Here is a 15,834-nt window from a genome sequence, read left to right as displayed (position 1 = left end):
ATGGCGGTGATTTCTAGTGTTATCTTCTATAAAGAGGTTCTTAATAGGTCGGCCTCTAAAATCTACTGCATTAGGTGACCAAAAGCTTAACAAAACAAAAGCTTTGGCCATATTATCTTCTGATGCTTTGTCTTCCGTTGCATATGGCCCGGAACAAATTTTAATTGTTTTAATTACAGTGGGTGCCGCAGCATTTTGGTATTCCATTCCTATCGCCATTGGTGTATTGATTCTGTTAATGGCTTTAATCTTGTCCTATAGACAAATTATCTTTGCTTATCCTCATGGCGGGGGAGCATACGTGGTTTCAAAAAATAATTTGGGTGTAAATCCTGGGCTGATAGCTGGAGGATCTTTGTTAGTCGACTATATCCTAACTGTGGCTGTAAGTGTTTCTGCGGGTACAGATGCCATCACATCTGCTTTTCCCAGCCTACATTCATATAATGTCGTTATTGCTATAATTTTTGTAATTCTTCTTACCATCCTTAACCTAAGAGGGGTAACAGAGTCGGCTTCCGTATTAGCCTATCCAGTGTATCTTTTCGTTTTAGCGTTATTCATTCTGATTGGTGTAGGTGTATACAAAATTTTGACTGGTGAAGTTTCCCCTGACTTACATGCATCAATCGGAACACCAGTAGCAGGGATCAGTTTATTTATACTTCTAAGAGCTTTTGCATCAGGTAGCTCTGCATTAACAGGAGTTGAAGCGATTTCCAATGCGATTCCAAATTTTAAAAATCCAGCGCCTAATAATGCTGCAAAAACATTAATAGCAATGGGTTCCTTACTTGCTGTGTTATTTACGGGTATTGTATTCTTAGCCTATTATTTAAGCATTGTTCCTAGCGCAGAGGTAACTGTTGTTTCACAAATTGCTGAAGAGATATTTGGACGCAACTTTATGTATTTCTTTATCCAAGGAACGACAGCATTAATATTAATTCTTGCTGCCAACACTGGCTATTCTGCTTTCCCTTTGCTTGCGGTAAATCTTGCAAAGGATAAATTCATACCAAGGGCGTTTACAATTAGAGGAGACCGATTAGGATATTCCAATGGAATTATCATACTAGGACTTGCATCAATCATCTTAATAATCGCATTTGGAGGACATACAGAAAATCTTATTCCACTTTATGCGGTAGGGGTATTTATTCCATTTACGTTGTCTCAGTCCGGGATGATTGTTAAATGGATTCGCGAAAAGCCAAAAGGATGGATGATGAAATTAACCATTAATTCAATTGGTGCCATTATTAGCTTTATCGTCACGATGATATTCTTTTTAACCAAATTTACTCAGGTTTGGCCTGTTTTGATTTTTTTACCTATCATCATTGTTATTTTTCATCGAATTAGAAAGCATTATGAAGCAGTTGGTGACCAACTTAGGATTACAACTTGTGAGCCTATATTACCAATAGAAGGGAATATTATTATTGTACCTGTGGCTGGTATAACGCATGTGGTTGAGAACTCCTTAAATTATGCTAAATCTCTTTCAGCACATCAGGTTATTGCCGTTTATGTTGCTTTTGAAAGAGAAGATGAAAAAAAATTCGAAGAAAAATGGAAGAAGTGGCAACCAGATGTTAGACTCGTCACACTGAACTCTTATTACAGAAGTATCATTCAGCCATTAACTAAATTTGTAGATACAGTTGAACATAAAGCGAGGGAATCTAACTATAAGGTTACTGTAATCATTCCACAATTTATTCCGAAGAAAGGCTGGCACAATATTCTTCATAACCAATCTAGTTTACTGATCCGTGCCTACTTACTGTATAGAAGAAATGTAGTTATTACGACAGTACCTTATCATTTGAAGAAATAAAAATATATAACAAGTGATTTCACAGACAGCCTTACTTTGCTGTATTCTCTACCGAAAGAGCAAACCTTAACAGGGTTTGTCTACAGTTTTTTTGAGGGGTTGTAAAAATTCGAACGTTGATTGGAACGTAGGGCACTAAGCTTTCCGCGGGCGGTCAGGGAGCCTCCTCGGCGCCTTTGCGCCTGTGGGGTCTCCCTTGCACACGCTTTTCCCGCAGGAGTCTTGCACCTTCCGCTCCAATGAACTTTGTTTTAACAATTAGAAATAAACACTTTTGCCTACAGTCAGTCTTAGAGCAAACCTTAACTGGGTTTGCTCTTTCTTCAATTTACGCTCTATATTGAGAAAAGAGGGTTGCCGCTGGCAATCCTTTTTATGTTGGACAATATTTCTGAAGCTGAATTTGTCTATCCTTTTGAATTTATCATTATCATTCATTAGATTAATTGGTTATTAGATGATCAAAATCTAAGAAGTTTTCATTGATAAAATTACCATGGATCAATTTCCTTAATGAGAACATATTAAAAAAAGACAAAATAAAATTTCCTGATTTAATGTTTTGAACATACATATGTGGGGGTTGAAGATGGATATATTATTAGCTCTCTTACCGGCACTATTCTGGGGAAGTATCGTTTTATTTAATGTGAAACTTGGTGGTGGTCCCTATAGTCAAACGCTCGGTACAACGATTGGGGCTTTGATTTTTTCTATTGGGGTTTATTTTTTCGCGGATATCAAGTTGTCACCTCTAGTTTTTGGTGTGGGGTTTGTTTCAGGACTTTTTTGGGCTGTTGGACAAGCTAATCAGCTCAAAAGCATTGATTTAATGGGTGTTTCTAAAACAATGCCGATTTCAACGGGATTACAGCTGATTTCTACTACTTTATTTGGAGTCATTGTTTTTCACGAATGGTCTACACTGAAAGCGGTTATTTTAGGCGTACTGGCTTTAGTATTTATTATCATTGGAATCGTGTTGACCTCACTGGAAGATAAAGAATCAAAAGCGAGTAAATCGGGAAACTTGAAAAAGGGAATCGTTATTCTACTCATCTCAACATTTGGTTATTTAGTTTATGTGGTTGTTGCACGTCTTTTTGATGTTAATGGCTGGTCAGCATTGTTTCCTCAAGCAATCGGGATGGTAGTAGGTGGCTTATTATTAACGTTTAAACATAAGCCGTTTAATAAGTATGCAATTCGCAATATCATTCCTGGATTAATATGGGCAGCAGGAAACATGTTTTTATTTATATCACAGCCTCGTGTGGGAGTCGCTACGAGTTTTTCCCTATCTCAAATGGGCATAGTCATCTCAACTCTCGGCGGGATCATCATTTTACGTGAGAAGAAAACAAAGCGCCAATTAATTGGAATCATTATTGGAATTATCTTGATTATTATAGCTGGGGTTATGCTCGGCCTCGCAAAAAGCTAATTGGAGGATGATAGAATGTATACAGATTTAGAAGGCAAGGTCGTTGTGATAACTGGTTCATCTACTGGTTTAGGAAAAGCAATGGCAATTCGCTTTGCTCAGGAAAAGGCAAAGGTCGTGGTTAATTACCGTACTAAATTAGAGGAAGCAGATAGTGTGTTAGAAGAAATCAAAAAAACTGATGGGGTGGCTATTGCAGTAAAAGGTGATGTCACCGTTGAAGAAGACGTAATTAATCTTGTGCAATCAGCCATAAAGGAATTTGGAAAACTAGACATTTTCATTAATAATGCAGGAATAGAAAATCCAGTTCCTTCACATGAGATGCCCTTAAGCGACTGGAACCGGGTAATTGATACCAATTTAACCGGTAATTTTTTAGGTTGCCGTGAAGCCATCAAGTATTTTGTAGAAAACAACATTAAAGGAAATGTGATAAACATGTCCAGTGTACATGAGAAAATTCCTTGGCCTTTATTTGTTCACTACGCGGCAAGCAAGGGTGGTGTGAAGTTGCTTACGGAAACTTTGGCGTTAGAATATGCGCCAAAAGGTATTCGTGTAAATAGCATTGGTCCTGGTGCAATAGCCACACCAATAAATGCCGACAAGCTTGAAGATCCTGAAAAGAAAAAGGATCTTGAAAGTATGATTCCGATGGGGTACATTGGAAAGCCTGAAGAAATCGCTGCGGTTGCCGTATGGCTGGCATCTTCAGAGTCTAGTTATGTTACGGGCATCACCCTATTTGCTGATGGAGGCATGACGAAATACCCTTCATTTCAAGCGGGAAGAGGATGAAGGCATCTCTTGAACAAACTCATCTTAATATTAATGGATGAAAATTTACTTCTGGTATAATAGGCGAGCCCTTTTCTATACATAATAAGGGCTTTTCTCAACATAGTTCTTATGAAATAAAACTGAAAGAGCGGCCTTTTACCGGGTTGGCTCGTTCTTCAATCTTTTTAAGACTTTTTAAAAAGGGAAGATGCAAGTTCAGCTAAAAAAGAGTGAATCTGTCTCACAACTTATACTAGGCGTAGGTAGCTTAATGAATAGGTTTGATGCACAAAAAATCCCAGTAGGATCATTCCTACTGGGATTTTTACTAAATTAACGATTATGATGATTAAACCAGGTAATGAAGTTATCAACGACCGTATCTAAAAACTGAACAGTCGGTTCATGAGTAAGAGTACCTTCTTTATCGATTTTTTCATGAACTGCTCCAACATAAACTTCATTTCCAGGAAGCAAAGGAGAGGAGATACCTAGAGCAAATAGAATTTCACGCAAATGTAATTGGGCTTTAACCGTTCCTAAATGTCCCATGGACGCACCCATGATCCATGATGGTTTACCAATCATGACTTTATCTACACGTGATAACCAATCGATAACATTGCCTAATACGCCTGGAATCGTTCCATTGTATTCAGGAGTTACCCACAAGACTGCATCTGCATTGGCCACTTTGCTTTTAAATTCTTTTACCACTACAGGAGGGTCGTTTTCGATATCTTGGTCATAAAAAGGCAAATCCCGAACGTTTAAGATTTCAAGTTCAAACCGTTCTTGATATTGAGTTTGAATAAATTTAGCAAGCTTTAGGTTATAAGATTCTTTACGAATACTCCCTACAATTGCAACAACTTTCATCTTCATTACCCCCGAGTATTTATTTGTATTTTCCATTCGTGTTAATTTGTTCCACTTTGATATTATAATTGTTATTTTATTGAAAGGGAAAAAGGATGCTTATGAAAACTCAAATACTTGTACTACTTCGGAGTATTGTGACCACTTTAAATCAGTGTTGCATTCTTTGCTATTAGCGATATAGTAGCAGTATCTTCTTTTACCTTTGCTTCCTTTTGCCTTACGAGAGGAATTATCTTCTCCCCGAAGACTTGTAAATCTTCTTCGTAGTGCAGGAATCCTGTTAGGATGATATCCACTCCGATTTTTTTCAATTTAATGATGCGGTCCGCAACTTGCTCGGCAGACCCAATTAACCCGGTTTTAAATCCGTCGTTGTATTGAACGAGATCCTCGAATGTTGAGTTTTGCCACATTCCTTCACCTTGTGAAGAAGCTTGACCTGCAAATTTCACTTGGCTTTTAAATCCTTCGACAGCCTTTTGATCTGCATGTAAAACAATATCTGTTAAAACTTGTTTTGCTTTTTCTTCTGTATCACGGACAATCACAAAACCATTGACACCAATCTGAATTTCTCTTCCATTCGAGCGAGCCAGTGATCGTACATGGTCTATTTGTTCTTTTAATTTCTCTAGTGTGTTTCCGTTTATAAAATAAACATCAGACACTCGTCCTGCCATTTCTCTTGCGGCAATAGAGTTGCCACCTTGAAATATTTTGGGAGGGTTAATCGGTTTGGGTTTTAGGGGTGCTTCATTTGTTCGGTAAAAATCACCCTTAAAAGTAGTCGCTTCCTTTGTCCATAAATTCCGTAGAACTTGTATAAACTCTTCAGAACGCCGATAACGTTCATCATGATCTAACCATGGTTCTCCATAACCAGTAAACTCGCCTTTAAACCATCCACTAACGATATTTATGGAAGCACGTCCATTGCTGATATGATCGATTGTTGAGATAATTTTGGCTACGACACCTGGGTGCCATAGTCCAGGAAGAACGGCTGTAATGATATTAATTTTATTAGTCACACTTGCCAATGCAGAAGCAAGCGTAGCAGCTTCTAATTGATTCTCAGCCCCATAGCTTGCAAAGAATCTAGTTTGTAGTAAAACATAATCAAATCCAAGATTTTCGGCCATTTGTGCATATCGTTTATTCGCGTCATACGTCCAACCTGTTCTTTGGGGAATATCCGAAATAACCAGACCTCCACTTACATTTGGTGCCCAATATGCAAATTGTAAACTCATTAAAATTACCTCCTGTTTTTCGGGAATACTCTTATCTAAAAAGCAATTTTTCATAAAGAAAGGCTCTTGTCAGCCTTCAAAAAAGAAGAGTTCGACAAGAGCCTCTGGTAAACCAGTCAGCATTTTTTGTTTTTTTAAGTACGTACACCTTTGTGAGAAAGTTTAATATACATTAAGCCTACCTGTCAAGTGAGTATTGAGAGGCGGATTTGTACCCTTTATAAAAAACCATTCTTAATCATTACTTGACTAATGTGTTTAATTAGATTTAATATTAAAACGAAGATTCTGATAATTAAATAGCCGACTAGGTCACTAGAGGCTCCCAATTCAAGGTGGATTATATCTTGAGAGGGGAGTCTCTTTATTATTTTTGAAAAATCAAGACGAATTAAGGAGGACTCAATTAATGAAAATAGCGAAAGAAAATAAGGCTAATTATCTTGAGATAGCTAACAATCTCGCGAAGGAATTTGCTAAAACAGCAATTGAGCGAGATAAAAGAGGAGGAACGGCAAAATTTGAGCGTGACTTACTTCGTGAAAGTGGTTTGCTTTCGCTTATGATTCCAAAATCCCTAGGAGGGAAAGGGGAAGATTGGAAAACAGTTTTACAATTAACACGTGAACTGGCAAAAGTGGATGGATCGATCGCACATTTATTCGGATATCATTTCTTATGTTTGACATCTGTCCACTTATTCGGATCTCCATTTCAGAAAGAAAAGTTATATAAGGAAACGGCCGAAAAAAATTTGTTCTGGGGAAATGCCTTTAATCCGCGGGATGAAAATTTGCTATTGAAGAAAGAAAACTCACAATGGATATTGAGTGGGAAAAAAAGCTTTTGTTCAGGGGCAATGGATTCTGCCCGCTTATTGATTTCTGCTAAGAGCACAGGTTTTGATCGCCCTGTTATTGCTGTTATTCCAACTAATCGAAAAGGAATTATTATACAGGATGATTGGGATAGTTTTGGACAGCGGCAAACAGACAGCGGGACTGTTATTTTTAATGAAGTGTTACTGAAAAATGAAGAGGTGCTTAATTATTATGAACAAGACCTCCAAGGTTTGTTTCCTACATTAAGGACACATATTGCCCAAACAATTTTGGTTCATGTGATGCTAGGAGTTGCGGAAGGAGCCTTTGAAGAAGCAAAAAACTATACAAAGAATGTGACCCGTCCTTGGTTGACGTCTAATGTAGAAGATGCAACCAGCGATCCCTATACCATTCGCCATTATGGAGAATTATTCGTTCAATTAAAAGCTTCAGCTGCACTGGCTCAAAATGCTGCAGATGCCCTGCAGTTTGTATGGGGAAAAGAGTGGACACTAACTGAGCAGGAACGGGGAGAGTGCGGGATCACAATTGCAACAGCGAAGGTTTCTGTAGCGAAAACGGCATTAGAGGTAACGAATCGTATGTTTGATGTAATGGGTGCAAGAGCTACCTCGGCTAGGTATCAGTATGATCGATTTTGGAGGAATATAAGAACCCATACATTGCATGATCCGATTGAATATAAAATTCGGGATATCGGCAATTGGGCCCTCAATTCTAAGGTGCCTGAAATCACACCTTATTCCTAACGAAGTAAGCATGAATTATTTCAAGTTTTAAAAAAACCATCCGATTTAATCTTTGAAAAACGTCGATGGTAATACTTATCTAATGAATATCCGAAAAAGGAAGCGAGCATCTGTTGAAACAGCATTCCAAGTACTACAGGAACCGCAACGGCAGCCGGGAAATAGGTGGTCGCAAGAACAGCTCCAGCACTGATGTTCCGCATCCCGCCGGTAAAAGTTAAGGTAATGACGTCTTCCTTTTCCCATTTTAATAATTTACCAATTATCCAAGAAAGAGCATAGCCTGAAGCGGCTATAAATAAAACTAAGAAGGTCATGATTATTAATTTTTTGTCGAAATGAGTTAAATAGGGTGCAATTTTTGAACTGTTCAATATTACGACAATTCCTACGCTTAGTTTGGAAAAAGGGGCTAAGCGGGGGGATAGACTTGTTTTTACCTTGCCTTTCGTAGTCTGATTCAAGAACATTGCCAGCATGGACGGAAGAACGACCATTCCGATTAACCCTTTCACCATTGACCACATATCCATTTCGATTGAGCCGCCACCGAAAAGGGCAACACTGTAAGGAACGATGAATGGAGAGAGCAGGGTGTCGATGAGGATAATGGTTAGAGCAAGTACGGCATTTCCTTTATAAATGGATACCCAAATCATACTGGTGACACCCGTTGGAATGACTACTGATAAAACTAAACCCGTAATCGTGAAGGCATCCCCACGAAAAACTAAATGGCCAAGGGCCCAGGCCCATATTGGCATAAGTACGTGCAGGATGATCAAAACGATGAAAACAGGTAAAGGGTGTGTGACTACCCGTTGCAGTGATTTAAAGTTTGAGCCTAAACTTCCTGCAAATGTGATGAAAGCAAATATCCATGGAACTAGAAATGTGTAGTCAGTTAAATGTTCGGCTAATAAGACGCCAATAACAACGCTTATTGGTGTAATAAGCGGCATAGCTTTATCCATTTGTTTATTAATAGTCTTCAGCATCATTCATTCATCCATCCATCTCCTACGTGAAATTCTTCATAAGTAAGTTTACCATTTTCAATAATACGTATTTTAAAAGAATGAACTTTTGACTTAACGACTTCTACTATATACATAATAAATCCATTTAAGTAAAATATTAATATGAAGAGATTTTTATTTTAGAAATGTTAGCCGTTCAAAATAGAGGAGAGGGGAGTATCTATGCAGAAAGATATAAAAAGTGAAGTATTTTCATGGGTGAAATCTATCCTATTTGCTTTAATAATCGTGTTTATTTGCAACCAGTTTTTATTTACCCCAGTGATTGTTAAAGGTAAATCAATGGAGCCAACTTATGAAAACAATAACAGGATTGTAGTTACAAAAATCGGTAAGATCGAACATTTCGATATGGTCGTATTTCATGCTCCTGATGCAGATAAGAAGTATATCAAAAGGGTGATCGGCCTTCCAGGTGACAGTGTGGAAGTGAAAAAAGACGTACTATATATCAATGGGAAAAAGTATGCAGAACCATATTTGAAAACAAATAAAGAGGAAATTCCACCTGAAGAAAATCTGACGGAGAATTTTACCCTGCAAAATCTATTAGGGAAATCCAAAGTACCCAATGGTTATTTATTTGTCATGGGAGATAATCGTAGGGATAGCTGGGATGGCAGAAGATTTGGTTTTATATCCGAGGAATCACTTGTGGGTAAAGTGGAATTTCGTTTCTATCCATTAAGCGAACTAGGGATGCCACAGTAAAAATTATAAACTTGGAATACGCGTGTGTTAATTATCCATATTACTTGAAGAGAAATTTTATAGCGTAATAATATGGACTAAGTTGTATTTATAGCAGATGATAGATTAAGAACCTTTTCCAATGGTTAAGGTTTTTTATTTTGAATTTTGGAGGTTTTTTCATAATGAAGAATGAATTAGCCACTCTCTCCATCCCAATGCTGGATGAAGAAATGGGACAGCAGGTAAAAAGGTATGTGGATTCTCTGACAGTTCCGCAGGGAAGTTTGGGACGGCTGGAAGAATTGATAATTGAATTAGCAAAGATGACAGGTGAAGCCTTTCCTGAAGTATCGAGACCGGGCGTGATTGTGTTTGCAGCCGATCATGGGATTACGGATGAGGGGGTTTCCGCTTATCCAAAAGAAGTGACAGAACAAATGGCTCTCAATTTCCTGAATAACGGAGCCGCCATCAATGTATTCAGCCGTGCGATTCATGCTTTTTTTGACATAGTTGATATCGGGATTGACGCTGATATTGAAGCACCGGAATTAACTTCAAGGAAAGTCCGCCGTGGAACAAGAAACTTCTATAAAGAAGATGCGATGACACGGGAAGAAGTAAACCAAGCGCTTGAAATCGGGTATGAGCGCGCGCAGAAAATGATTGAACAGGGAGCGAAATGTCTAATCCTCGGTGAAATGGGAATCGGAAATACGACAGCTAGTTCTGCAATCATCTCCGTTATTAGCGGGAAGAGCGTAGAATCGCTTGTAGGCCAGGGAACAGGACTAAAAAGTGAAGGTATTTTACATAAACAAAGAGTTATTGAAGAAGCAATCTTATTAAGAAAACCTATTCCTGATGATCCAATCGATATTCTGATGAAAATTGGCGGATTCGAAATTGCCGGGATGGCAGGAGCCATGCTAGCAGCAGCCAATAACCGAATTCCCATTCTTGTAGATGGTTTTATTACAACGACGGCTGCTGTAATTGCAAACCTGATTTCGGGTCGTGCATCTGATTATATGTTTGTCGGACATCAATCCGCAGAGCCGGGACATAGAACGGCCATTGAATTGCTTGGTAAAGAGCCAATTCTTCAACTGGGAATGAGAATAGGAGAAGGAACAGGAGCCGCAGTTGCTTTTCCTATTCTTAAGTCGGCGACATTGGTCATAAAGGAAATGGCAACATTTGAGTCGGCAGGTGTGTCAAACAAATAATAATTATAGTAAGAAGGAGGCTTTCTATATGAAGGCCTCTTATTTTTATGTAAAAAGACCTGCTAAGAAAAAAACATCATGCATTTACCGTGATTTCTTGTTTTTTTACCATGAGCGGTCCGGTGCATCCGCTTTATTAGGTTTTGTTATTATGTTCCAAAGTTATTACTACATTACCCTTTTTGTGTCCTTTTTTCTACATAGCTATGAGCCTCGGCAATTTGTTCCAACGGAGAGTGCCTATCTATGACAGATTTTATCTTTCCCGCCTCAATAAGCTCTTTGAGAAAGATTAGATCCTCAGTTCTTCCGGATGTTATTCCACCTATTACTTTCTTGCTGCCTATCATTGAAGTCCAAAGCATTTGAACAACCTGTGGCAGCCCAGCGACAGCTGCAAGATAGAATAACGAGAACAAAGGAGAGTTATTTACTGAAACGTAATATCTCTGTTAGAATTTTCAAGAATATGGATACCGATATTCAGTATTCAAAGTTTAGAAAAGAGAGTTTTTTGATAGACAAAAAGATTACTATCCTTGCTCCACTAATAGGTGCGATTCTTCATTAAGAAGGATCGCCTTTCCTTATGCAGATAAAGGTGCAGGATAGTTGATCTTTGGTGTCGTAATTGACTCAAACTATTCATTAAGAAGAATGTAAATCAGCTAAAAAAGAGGATATTAAATCCTCTCATTTATTTGTCTTTATCTAATTGTTCATCAGATTTTTGGACGATTTCTTTTAATTCTTCTATGTCACCTTTAGCATTAATAATTTCAAAAATCTCATTTAAGCCTTCTGAGGTTTTTTCATCTTCTGTTTTCACTTTACCCCTCCTAATTGTGGTTATTTTTAAGGTCTCCAAAAACTAGAAGATAAAACATAAAAAGAAAAAAAGGATTAGGAAAAGTGTACAAGTTGATTTCATAATATAAACCCCTCCAAATAGGAGAGGTTGTAGAGGTCTTATGTAGTTGTTTAAGTTGGTAACACTTCCCGATATTACACATCAAAGACTGCTTGTATATTTGTAATTTGAAGTTAGCTAATTAAGTTAATTCTTCCTTACCGGCAATGATATCATTGGTTGCTTAAGCGTCTGCTTGCTGTTGTAATTGGTCATGTAGAATTGAACTTCTGTTTCAGCCGAAAGTATTTTTCTTTTGATATGTGGATCGAAGTGTGTTCGAATTCTAGAGAGAAAGTACTTGTTCAACTACAGGTGCGTTAGTTGATTAAGGAACACAAAAATGACTAAGGAAATCTCAATAGCATTAATTTGATTAAATTTTATTTCAAAGCTACATTACTCAGGAGCGTTGACTTTGATATTTCTTCATTTTTCGAACGACAGAAGGCTGGCTAATGCCTAAAAATTTAGCCATTTCATATGTGGATTTACATTGTTTATGTGCTTTCATCATCATCCATTTTTCCACTTGTTCAAGAGCTGTCTTGAGATCGCTGTCCTCAACCATCATTTGATCGATCATTAGGGTATCATCCTTTTTCTCCAAAGATTCTTGACTATGAAAGTAGGAGGGGAGGAAGCCTGGGAAAATAATGGAGTCTTCGGAAGTCAAAATGAGCCGTTCAATTAAGTTTTCTAATTCACGTACGTTCCCGGACCATTTATGCTGGATGAGGATTTCGTATGTGGATGGGTGCAATTTCTTGTCGGTCTTGTATTTCTTGTTAATGATCTCGAGATTATGATTGATTAAGATGGCAATATCCTCTTTTCTTTCTCGTAAAGGTGGGATATGGACAGGAATCACGTTTAAGCGGTAATACAAATCGAGCCTGAATAATCCTTTTTCTACCATTTCTTCGAGGTTTTGATTTGTTGCTGTTACGAGCCGAAAGTCTATCTTATGCTCTTTTTTTCCACCCACTCTTTTAAAGTTTTTCTCCTGCAGAACATTTAATAATTTCACCTGCATATCCAGGGGAAGTTCTCCGATTTCATCTAGAAATAAGGTTCCGTTATGTGCCAGTTCAATTAATCCTTGTTTCCCATGCTTTTGCGCCCCTGTGAAGGATCCTGCCTCGTATCCAAACATTTCAGATTCAAAAAGACTTTCTGGAATGGTACTGCAGTTGACTTCGATGAATGGTTCTTTACTGCGATAGCTCTGATTATGGAGCCTTCGGGCAAAGACGCTCTTTCCAACCCCGGATTCCCCGAGAAGCATGACAGTAGCATCCGTTTTTGAAACACGGAGTATCGTTTTGGCGATTTGCCGCATTTCCTTGCTTCGATAGATAAGTTCTTCCTGTTCCCGAAGTTCCTCGACCTCTGTTTGGTAGTCTTGAACCTTTTTCTTCAATTGTCCGTATTGATCCTGTAGGTTTCTGATTTCTGTTTGGTCCTGGGCATAACTAACGACGCGAACCAATTCACCATCATCATTAAAGATGGGATATGCAGTCGACATGACGATTTTTCCCGTCTTCGTATGTTGCATGATTTGAATAGGTGTCCGTTCTTTCAAAACCATAGCGGTGATCGATGGAGAAAGTATTCCTTCAGTTTCCAGCTGGTAAACCGATTTTCCAAGATAATGGTCGGGCTCAATTCCATAAATCCACCAGTGGTTAGGATTCGTAAATAAAATAAAACCCTTTTCATCGGTCACGGTAATATTGTTATTGGATGTGCTGATGATGGTGTCCAATACTCTTTTCACATTGTTATCACTCATTATTTTCTCCTTATCTATTGTTCTAGTGATTCAAATATAAATCAAAAACAAGGATAAAATCAAGAATTTTCAGATATTTTGATTTGAAAGTGAATCATTTGTGACCAGGATCTTTTTGGTCAGCTTTGCTTTAGCAGCCTTTTGTTCAAATGATGGTAGGCTTTTATTCTAATAAATTTATAATGCGTGCAGTTTTTTTGTGGAGCAGGTGCGACGATAATTTTATTTATGCTTTTAACTCTTTTCACAACGAGTTGTACAGTGAGGAATATTAGGCTGTGTTTCGTATCTAATCGCAGCATTAGGACTGATTCTTTTGCATTTTAATCTAGGTGAGCGTTTCCTATAAAGGCGGTTTATTGCTATTTTATGTTTTGTTGCTCTTTCACTGTTTCTTAGCATAGTTTTAGTAAGAAAGAATACTAAATAGATAGTATAGAGAGAAATTTTTTTGTGAAAAAATGGATAAGAAAAGGGATTTTTCCTTTTTATCTTTCACTTTCTTCATAAAGGTCAATAATTAACTCTTAGCAGGCAGGAGGAGAAACGGATATGTCACGGTTACAAGAGTTTAAAGATGTATTTAAAAATATTAAATTAGCATGGGAACGTAACGAACAAGCGGCGATTGCCATGCAAATTAGTGTTAAAGGTTCTGCCTACAGACTGCCAGGTACTAAAATGATGATGGCTTCTGATGGGCAAATGTTCGGTACGATAAGCGGAGGATGTTTGGAAAGCGATCTTTTTGGGTGGGCAGAAAAGGCAATGGAAATGAAAACGCCTTTAACACATAAATACGATTTAAGTGAAAATGAAGTGTGGGGTTTAGGAATAGGATGCAAAGGGATTCTTGAAATGCTCATTCTACCTATAGATCAAAATGATGTATTCTGGAAAAAAACAGAAGATATTATCCAGAAGGGTCAAGCTTTCTCTTGTGTACTGGAAATACCTACTGGGAGGAGGTTATTGATTGAAAAAGAAGGTAATATAATTGGGGATTTGGATAATCTCCCCTGCGAGGTTGTTGAAAAAGCAAGAAATAGTATGGACACGCAAACTCGTGCAGAAATAATGAGCTGTGACGGAAGCAGATTTCTAATTGATGCAGTTAAACCTGGGGAAAAATTAATTGTTGCTGGAGCCGGAAGGGATGCAGTACCTGTGGCTGATTTGGCTGCTAAAGCTGGTTTTTCAGTTACTGTATTAGATTCACGTGTGGAATTTAACAACCCTCGACTTTTCCCCTCTGTTATACATTTAATCGAAAATCCTGAAGAGATTAATTCAAATAATGTCACCGATTCATGGTGGATCATCATGAATCATTACCAAGAGATTGATGAAAAGGCATTACAACTTGCTTTGAAAAGTAATCCACGGTACATCGGTGTTCTTGGTCCTATGGCTAGAACAAAAGAAATGCTTATAAATATTGGACAAACTTTTTCCGATGGGCCGATACATTCACCAATTGGTTTGGATCTAGGAGCCGAAACGATGGAGGAAGTAGCCATAAGTATTGTTACTGAACTAATGACAGTCAAAAATGGTAGAAATCCGGTTCCACTCCATGGAAAGACGAAAATCCATGGTTAAGGTAGGAGCTGTAATTCTTGCAGCTGGAATGTCAACACGTATGGGAAAACCTAAACTATTATTACCTTTAAATGGTCAACCTCTTTTTAAATATGCTCTTAAAGCAACGGTCGATGTTTCATTACAGCCAATCGTTTTAATCGCAGGTCATTATATAGAAGAAATTCGACATTATACTCATGATTTAGAAGATATAGAAATTATTTATAATCAAAATTATACAAATGGTATGGCTTCTTCTCTGAAACTCGGTATTCAGGCGGTAAAAAAAGATGTGGATGCTGTCATGGTTTTCTTAGCGGATCAACCCTTAGTTTCCAAATCAATTGTACAATTACTAATTGACCACTATAAAGCTCATAAGCATGAAGGGATTCGTATTGTCCGGTCAAAATATAAGGAAGATTTAGGTCATCCAGTTCTGTTTGATGCTGAATTATTTAATGAATTCGATTCAATAGATGGAGATCAAGGAGGCAAAGAAATTATAAAAAAATATACACAATTAACAAAGATCATTTCCTTTGATAACCAGATGTGGGGAATGGATGTTGATACACCTGAAGATTACTTAATAATGAAAAAATATTTTGATTTAGAACTTTACACTTAGAAAAGCTTTGGCTAGAAAGGGACTACTGCACGAGTAGCTCCTATATAATCGTGGTTGAGCAGTGCTTTTTGTAATTTTTCGGTTGCCCATTCTAACTTTTGTTCTGAAACCTAAAAGAAAAGAGTGACCGTGTTTTGCGGTCACTCCTTT

15 protein-coding genes are annotated in these 15,834 nt (G+C 37.8%); 9 read left to right on the top strand and 6 right to left on the bottom strand.

The window, feature by feature from the left end:
* The first annotated feature begins 16 nt into the window (after positions 1–16).
* The 3 genes from JFV29_RS08115 (at position 17) to JFV29_RS08105 (ending at position 4,088) form a co-directional block, all read left to right on the top strand.
* Positions 17–1,843 (top strand): APC family permease, encoded by a 1,827-nt coding sequence (locus tag JFV29_RS08115; protein ID WP_201182343.1) that lies wholly within the window; start codon positions 17–19, stop codon positions 1,841–1,843.
* Positions 1,844–2,432: 589 nt separating this feature from the next.
* On the top strand, positions 2,433–3,287 hold the full coding sequence (locus JFV29_RS08110) for a RhaT/GlcU family sugar-proton symporter (protein ID WP_201182341.1): 855 nt from the start codon (positions 2,433–2,435) through the stop codon (positions 3,285–3,287).
* 15 nt (positions 3,288–3,302) lie between these two features.
* A complete protein-coding gene (locus JFV29_RS08105; RefSeq protein WP_201182339.1) occupies positions 3,303–4,088 on the top strand; it encodes an SDR family oxidoreductase in 786 nt (261 codons plus the stop codon).
* A 315-nt stretch (positions 4,089–4,403) separates the two neighbouring features.
* On the opposite strand, the gene JFV29_RS08100 is transcribed toward JFV29_RS08105, so the two are convergent.
* Positions 4,404–4,949 carry an NADPH-dependent FMN reductase gene (locus tag JFV29_RS08100; RefSeq protein ID WP_201182337.1) on the bottom strand — a complete coding sequence of 182 codons (546 nt, stop codon included), beginning with the start codon at positions 4,947–4,949 and terminating at the stop codon, positions 4,404–4,406.
* A gap of 146 nt (positions 4,950–5,095) precedes the next feature.
* Positions 5,096–6,205 (bottom strand): dimethylsulfone monooxygenase SfnG, encoded by a 1,110-nt coding sequence (sfnG, locus tag JFV29_RS08095; RefSeq protein ID WP_201182335.1) that lies wholly within the window; start codon positions 6,203–6,205, stop codon positions 5,096–5,098.
* A 409-nt stretch (positions 6,206–6,614) separates the two neighbouring features.
* Here sfnG and JFV29_RS08090 point away from each other — a divergent pair, with 409 nt between their 5' ends.
* Positions 6,615–7,799: an acyl-CoA dehydrogenase family protein gene (locus JFV29_RS08090; protein ID WP_201182333.1), complete on the top strand. Its 1,185-nt coding sequence runs from the start codon at positions 6,615–6,617 to the stop codon at positions 7,797–7,799.
* 20 nt (positions 7,800–7,819) lie between these two features.
* On the opposite strand, the gene JFV29_RS08085 is transcribed toward JFV29_RS08090, so the two are convergent.
* Positions 7,820–8,800, bottom strand: coding sequence for a bile acid:sodium symporter family protein (locus JFV29_RS08085; RefSeq protein WP_201182331.1), 981 nt, complete (start codon positions 8,798–8,800; stop codon positions 7,820–7,822).
* A gap of 201 nt (positions 8,801–9,001) precedes the next feature.
* Here JFV29_RS08085 and lepB point away from each other — a divergent pair, with 201 nt between their 5' ends.
* The 3 genes from lepB to JFV29_RS31610 all read left to right on the top strand — a co-directional run bounded on the left by lepB (position 9,002) and on the right by JFV29_RS31610 (position 11,011).
* Positions 9,002–9,550 carry a signal peptidase I gene (gene lepB / locus JFV29_RS08080; RefSeq protein ID WP_201182329.1) on the top strand — a complete coding sequence of 183 codons (549 nt, stop codon included), beginning with the start codon at positions 9,002–9,004 and terminating at the stop codon, positions 9,548–9,550.
* 164 nt (positions 9,551–9,714) lie between these two features.
* Positions 9,715–10,761, top strand: coding sequence for a nicotinate-nucleotide--dimethylbenzimidazole phosphoribosyltransferase (cobT, locus tag JFV29_RS08075; RefSeq protein ID WP_201182328.1), 1,047 nt, complete (start codon positions 9,715–9,717; stop codon positions 10,759–10,761).
* Between the two features lie 28 nt (positions 10,762–10,789).
* Positions 10,790–11,011, top strand: a complete 222-nt coding sequence (locus JFV29_RS31610) for a hypothetical protein (protein ID WP_446728242.1) — start codon at positions 10,790–10,792, stop codon at positions 11,009–11,011.
* Here the strand turns inward: JFV29_RS31610 and JFV29_RS08070 are convergent.
* From JFV29_RS08070 to JFV29_RS08065, 3 genes are all read right to left on the bottom strand, one after another.
* The gene (locus tag JFV29_RS08070) at positions 10,935–11,111 is read right to left on the bottom strand and encodes a zinc-binding dehydrogenase (RefSeq protein WP_446728239.1); all 177 of its coding nucleotides are present in this window, start codon (positions 11,109–11,111) and stop codon (positions 10,935–10,937) included. The two genes, JFV29_RS31610 and JFV29_RS08070, sit on opposite strands and share 77 nt — an antisense overlap.
* 347 nt (positions 11,112–11,458) lie before the next feature.
* Positions 11,459–11,590: a hypothetical protein gene (locus JFV29_RS30935; protein WP_269083720.1), complete on the bottom strand. Its 132-nt coding sequence runs from the start codon at positions 11,588–11,590 to the stop codon at positions 11,459–11,461.
* A gap of 484 nt (positions 11,591–12,074) precedes the next feature.
* Entirely contained in the window at positions 12,075–13,469 is a 1,395-nt protein-coding gene (locus JFV29_RS08065; protein ID WP_201182326.1) for a sigma-54 interaction domain-containing protein, read from the bottom strand.
* Positions 13,470–14,021: 552 nt separating this feature from the next.
* On the opposite strand from JFV29_RS08065, the gene JFV29_RS08060 reads away from it, so the two are divergent.
* Together JFV29_RS08060 and JFV29_RS08055 are read left to right on the top strand one after the other, a co-directional pair.
* On the top strand, positions 14,022–15,071 hold the full coding sequence (locus JFV29_RS08060; RefSeq protein ID WP_201182324.1) for an XdhC family protein: 1,050 nt from the start codon (positions 14,022–14,024) through the stop codon (positions 15,069–15,071).
* Positions 15,064–15,684, top strand: coding sequence for a nucleotidyltransferase family protein (locus JFV29_RS08055; RefSeq protein WP_201182322.1), 621 nt, complete (start codon positions 15,064–15,066; stop codon positions 15,682–15,684). The genes JFV29_RS08060 and JFV29_RS08055 overlap by 8 nt, the downstream gene beginning before the upstream one ends.
* Positions 15,685–15,834 lie beyond the last annotated feature (150 nt).

The sequence above is a fragment of the Peribacillus sp. TH16 genome, from assembly GCF_016651095.1.
Taxonomy (GTDB): domain Bacteria; phylum Bacillota; class Bacilli; order Bacillales; family DSM-1321; genus Peribacillus; species Peribacillus butanolivorans.
This window is presented reverse-complemented; position numbering and strand designations above follow the sequence as displayed.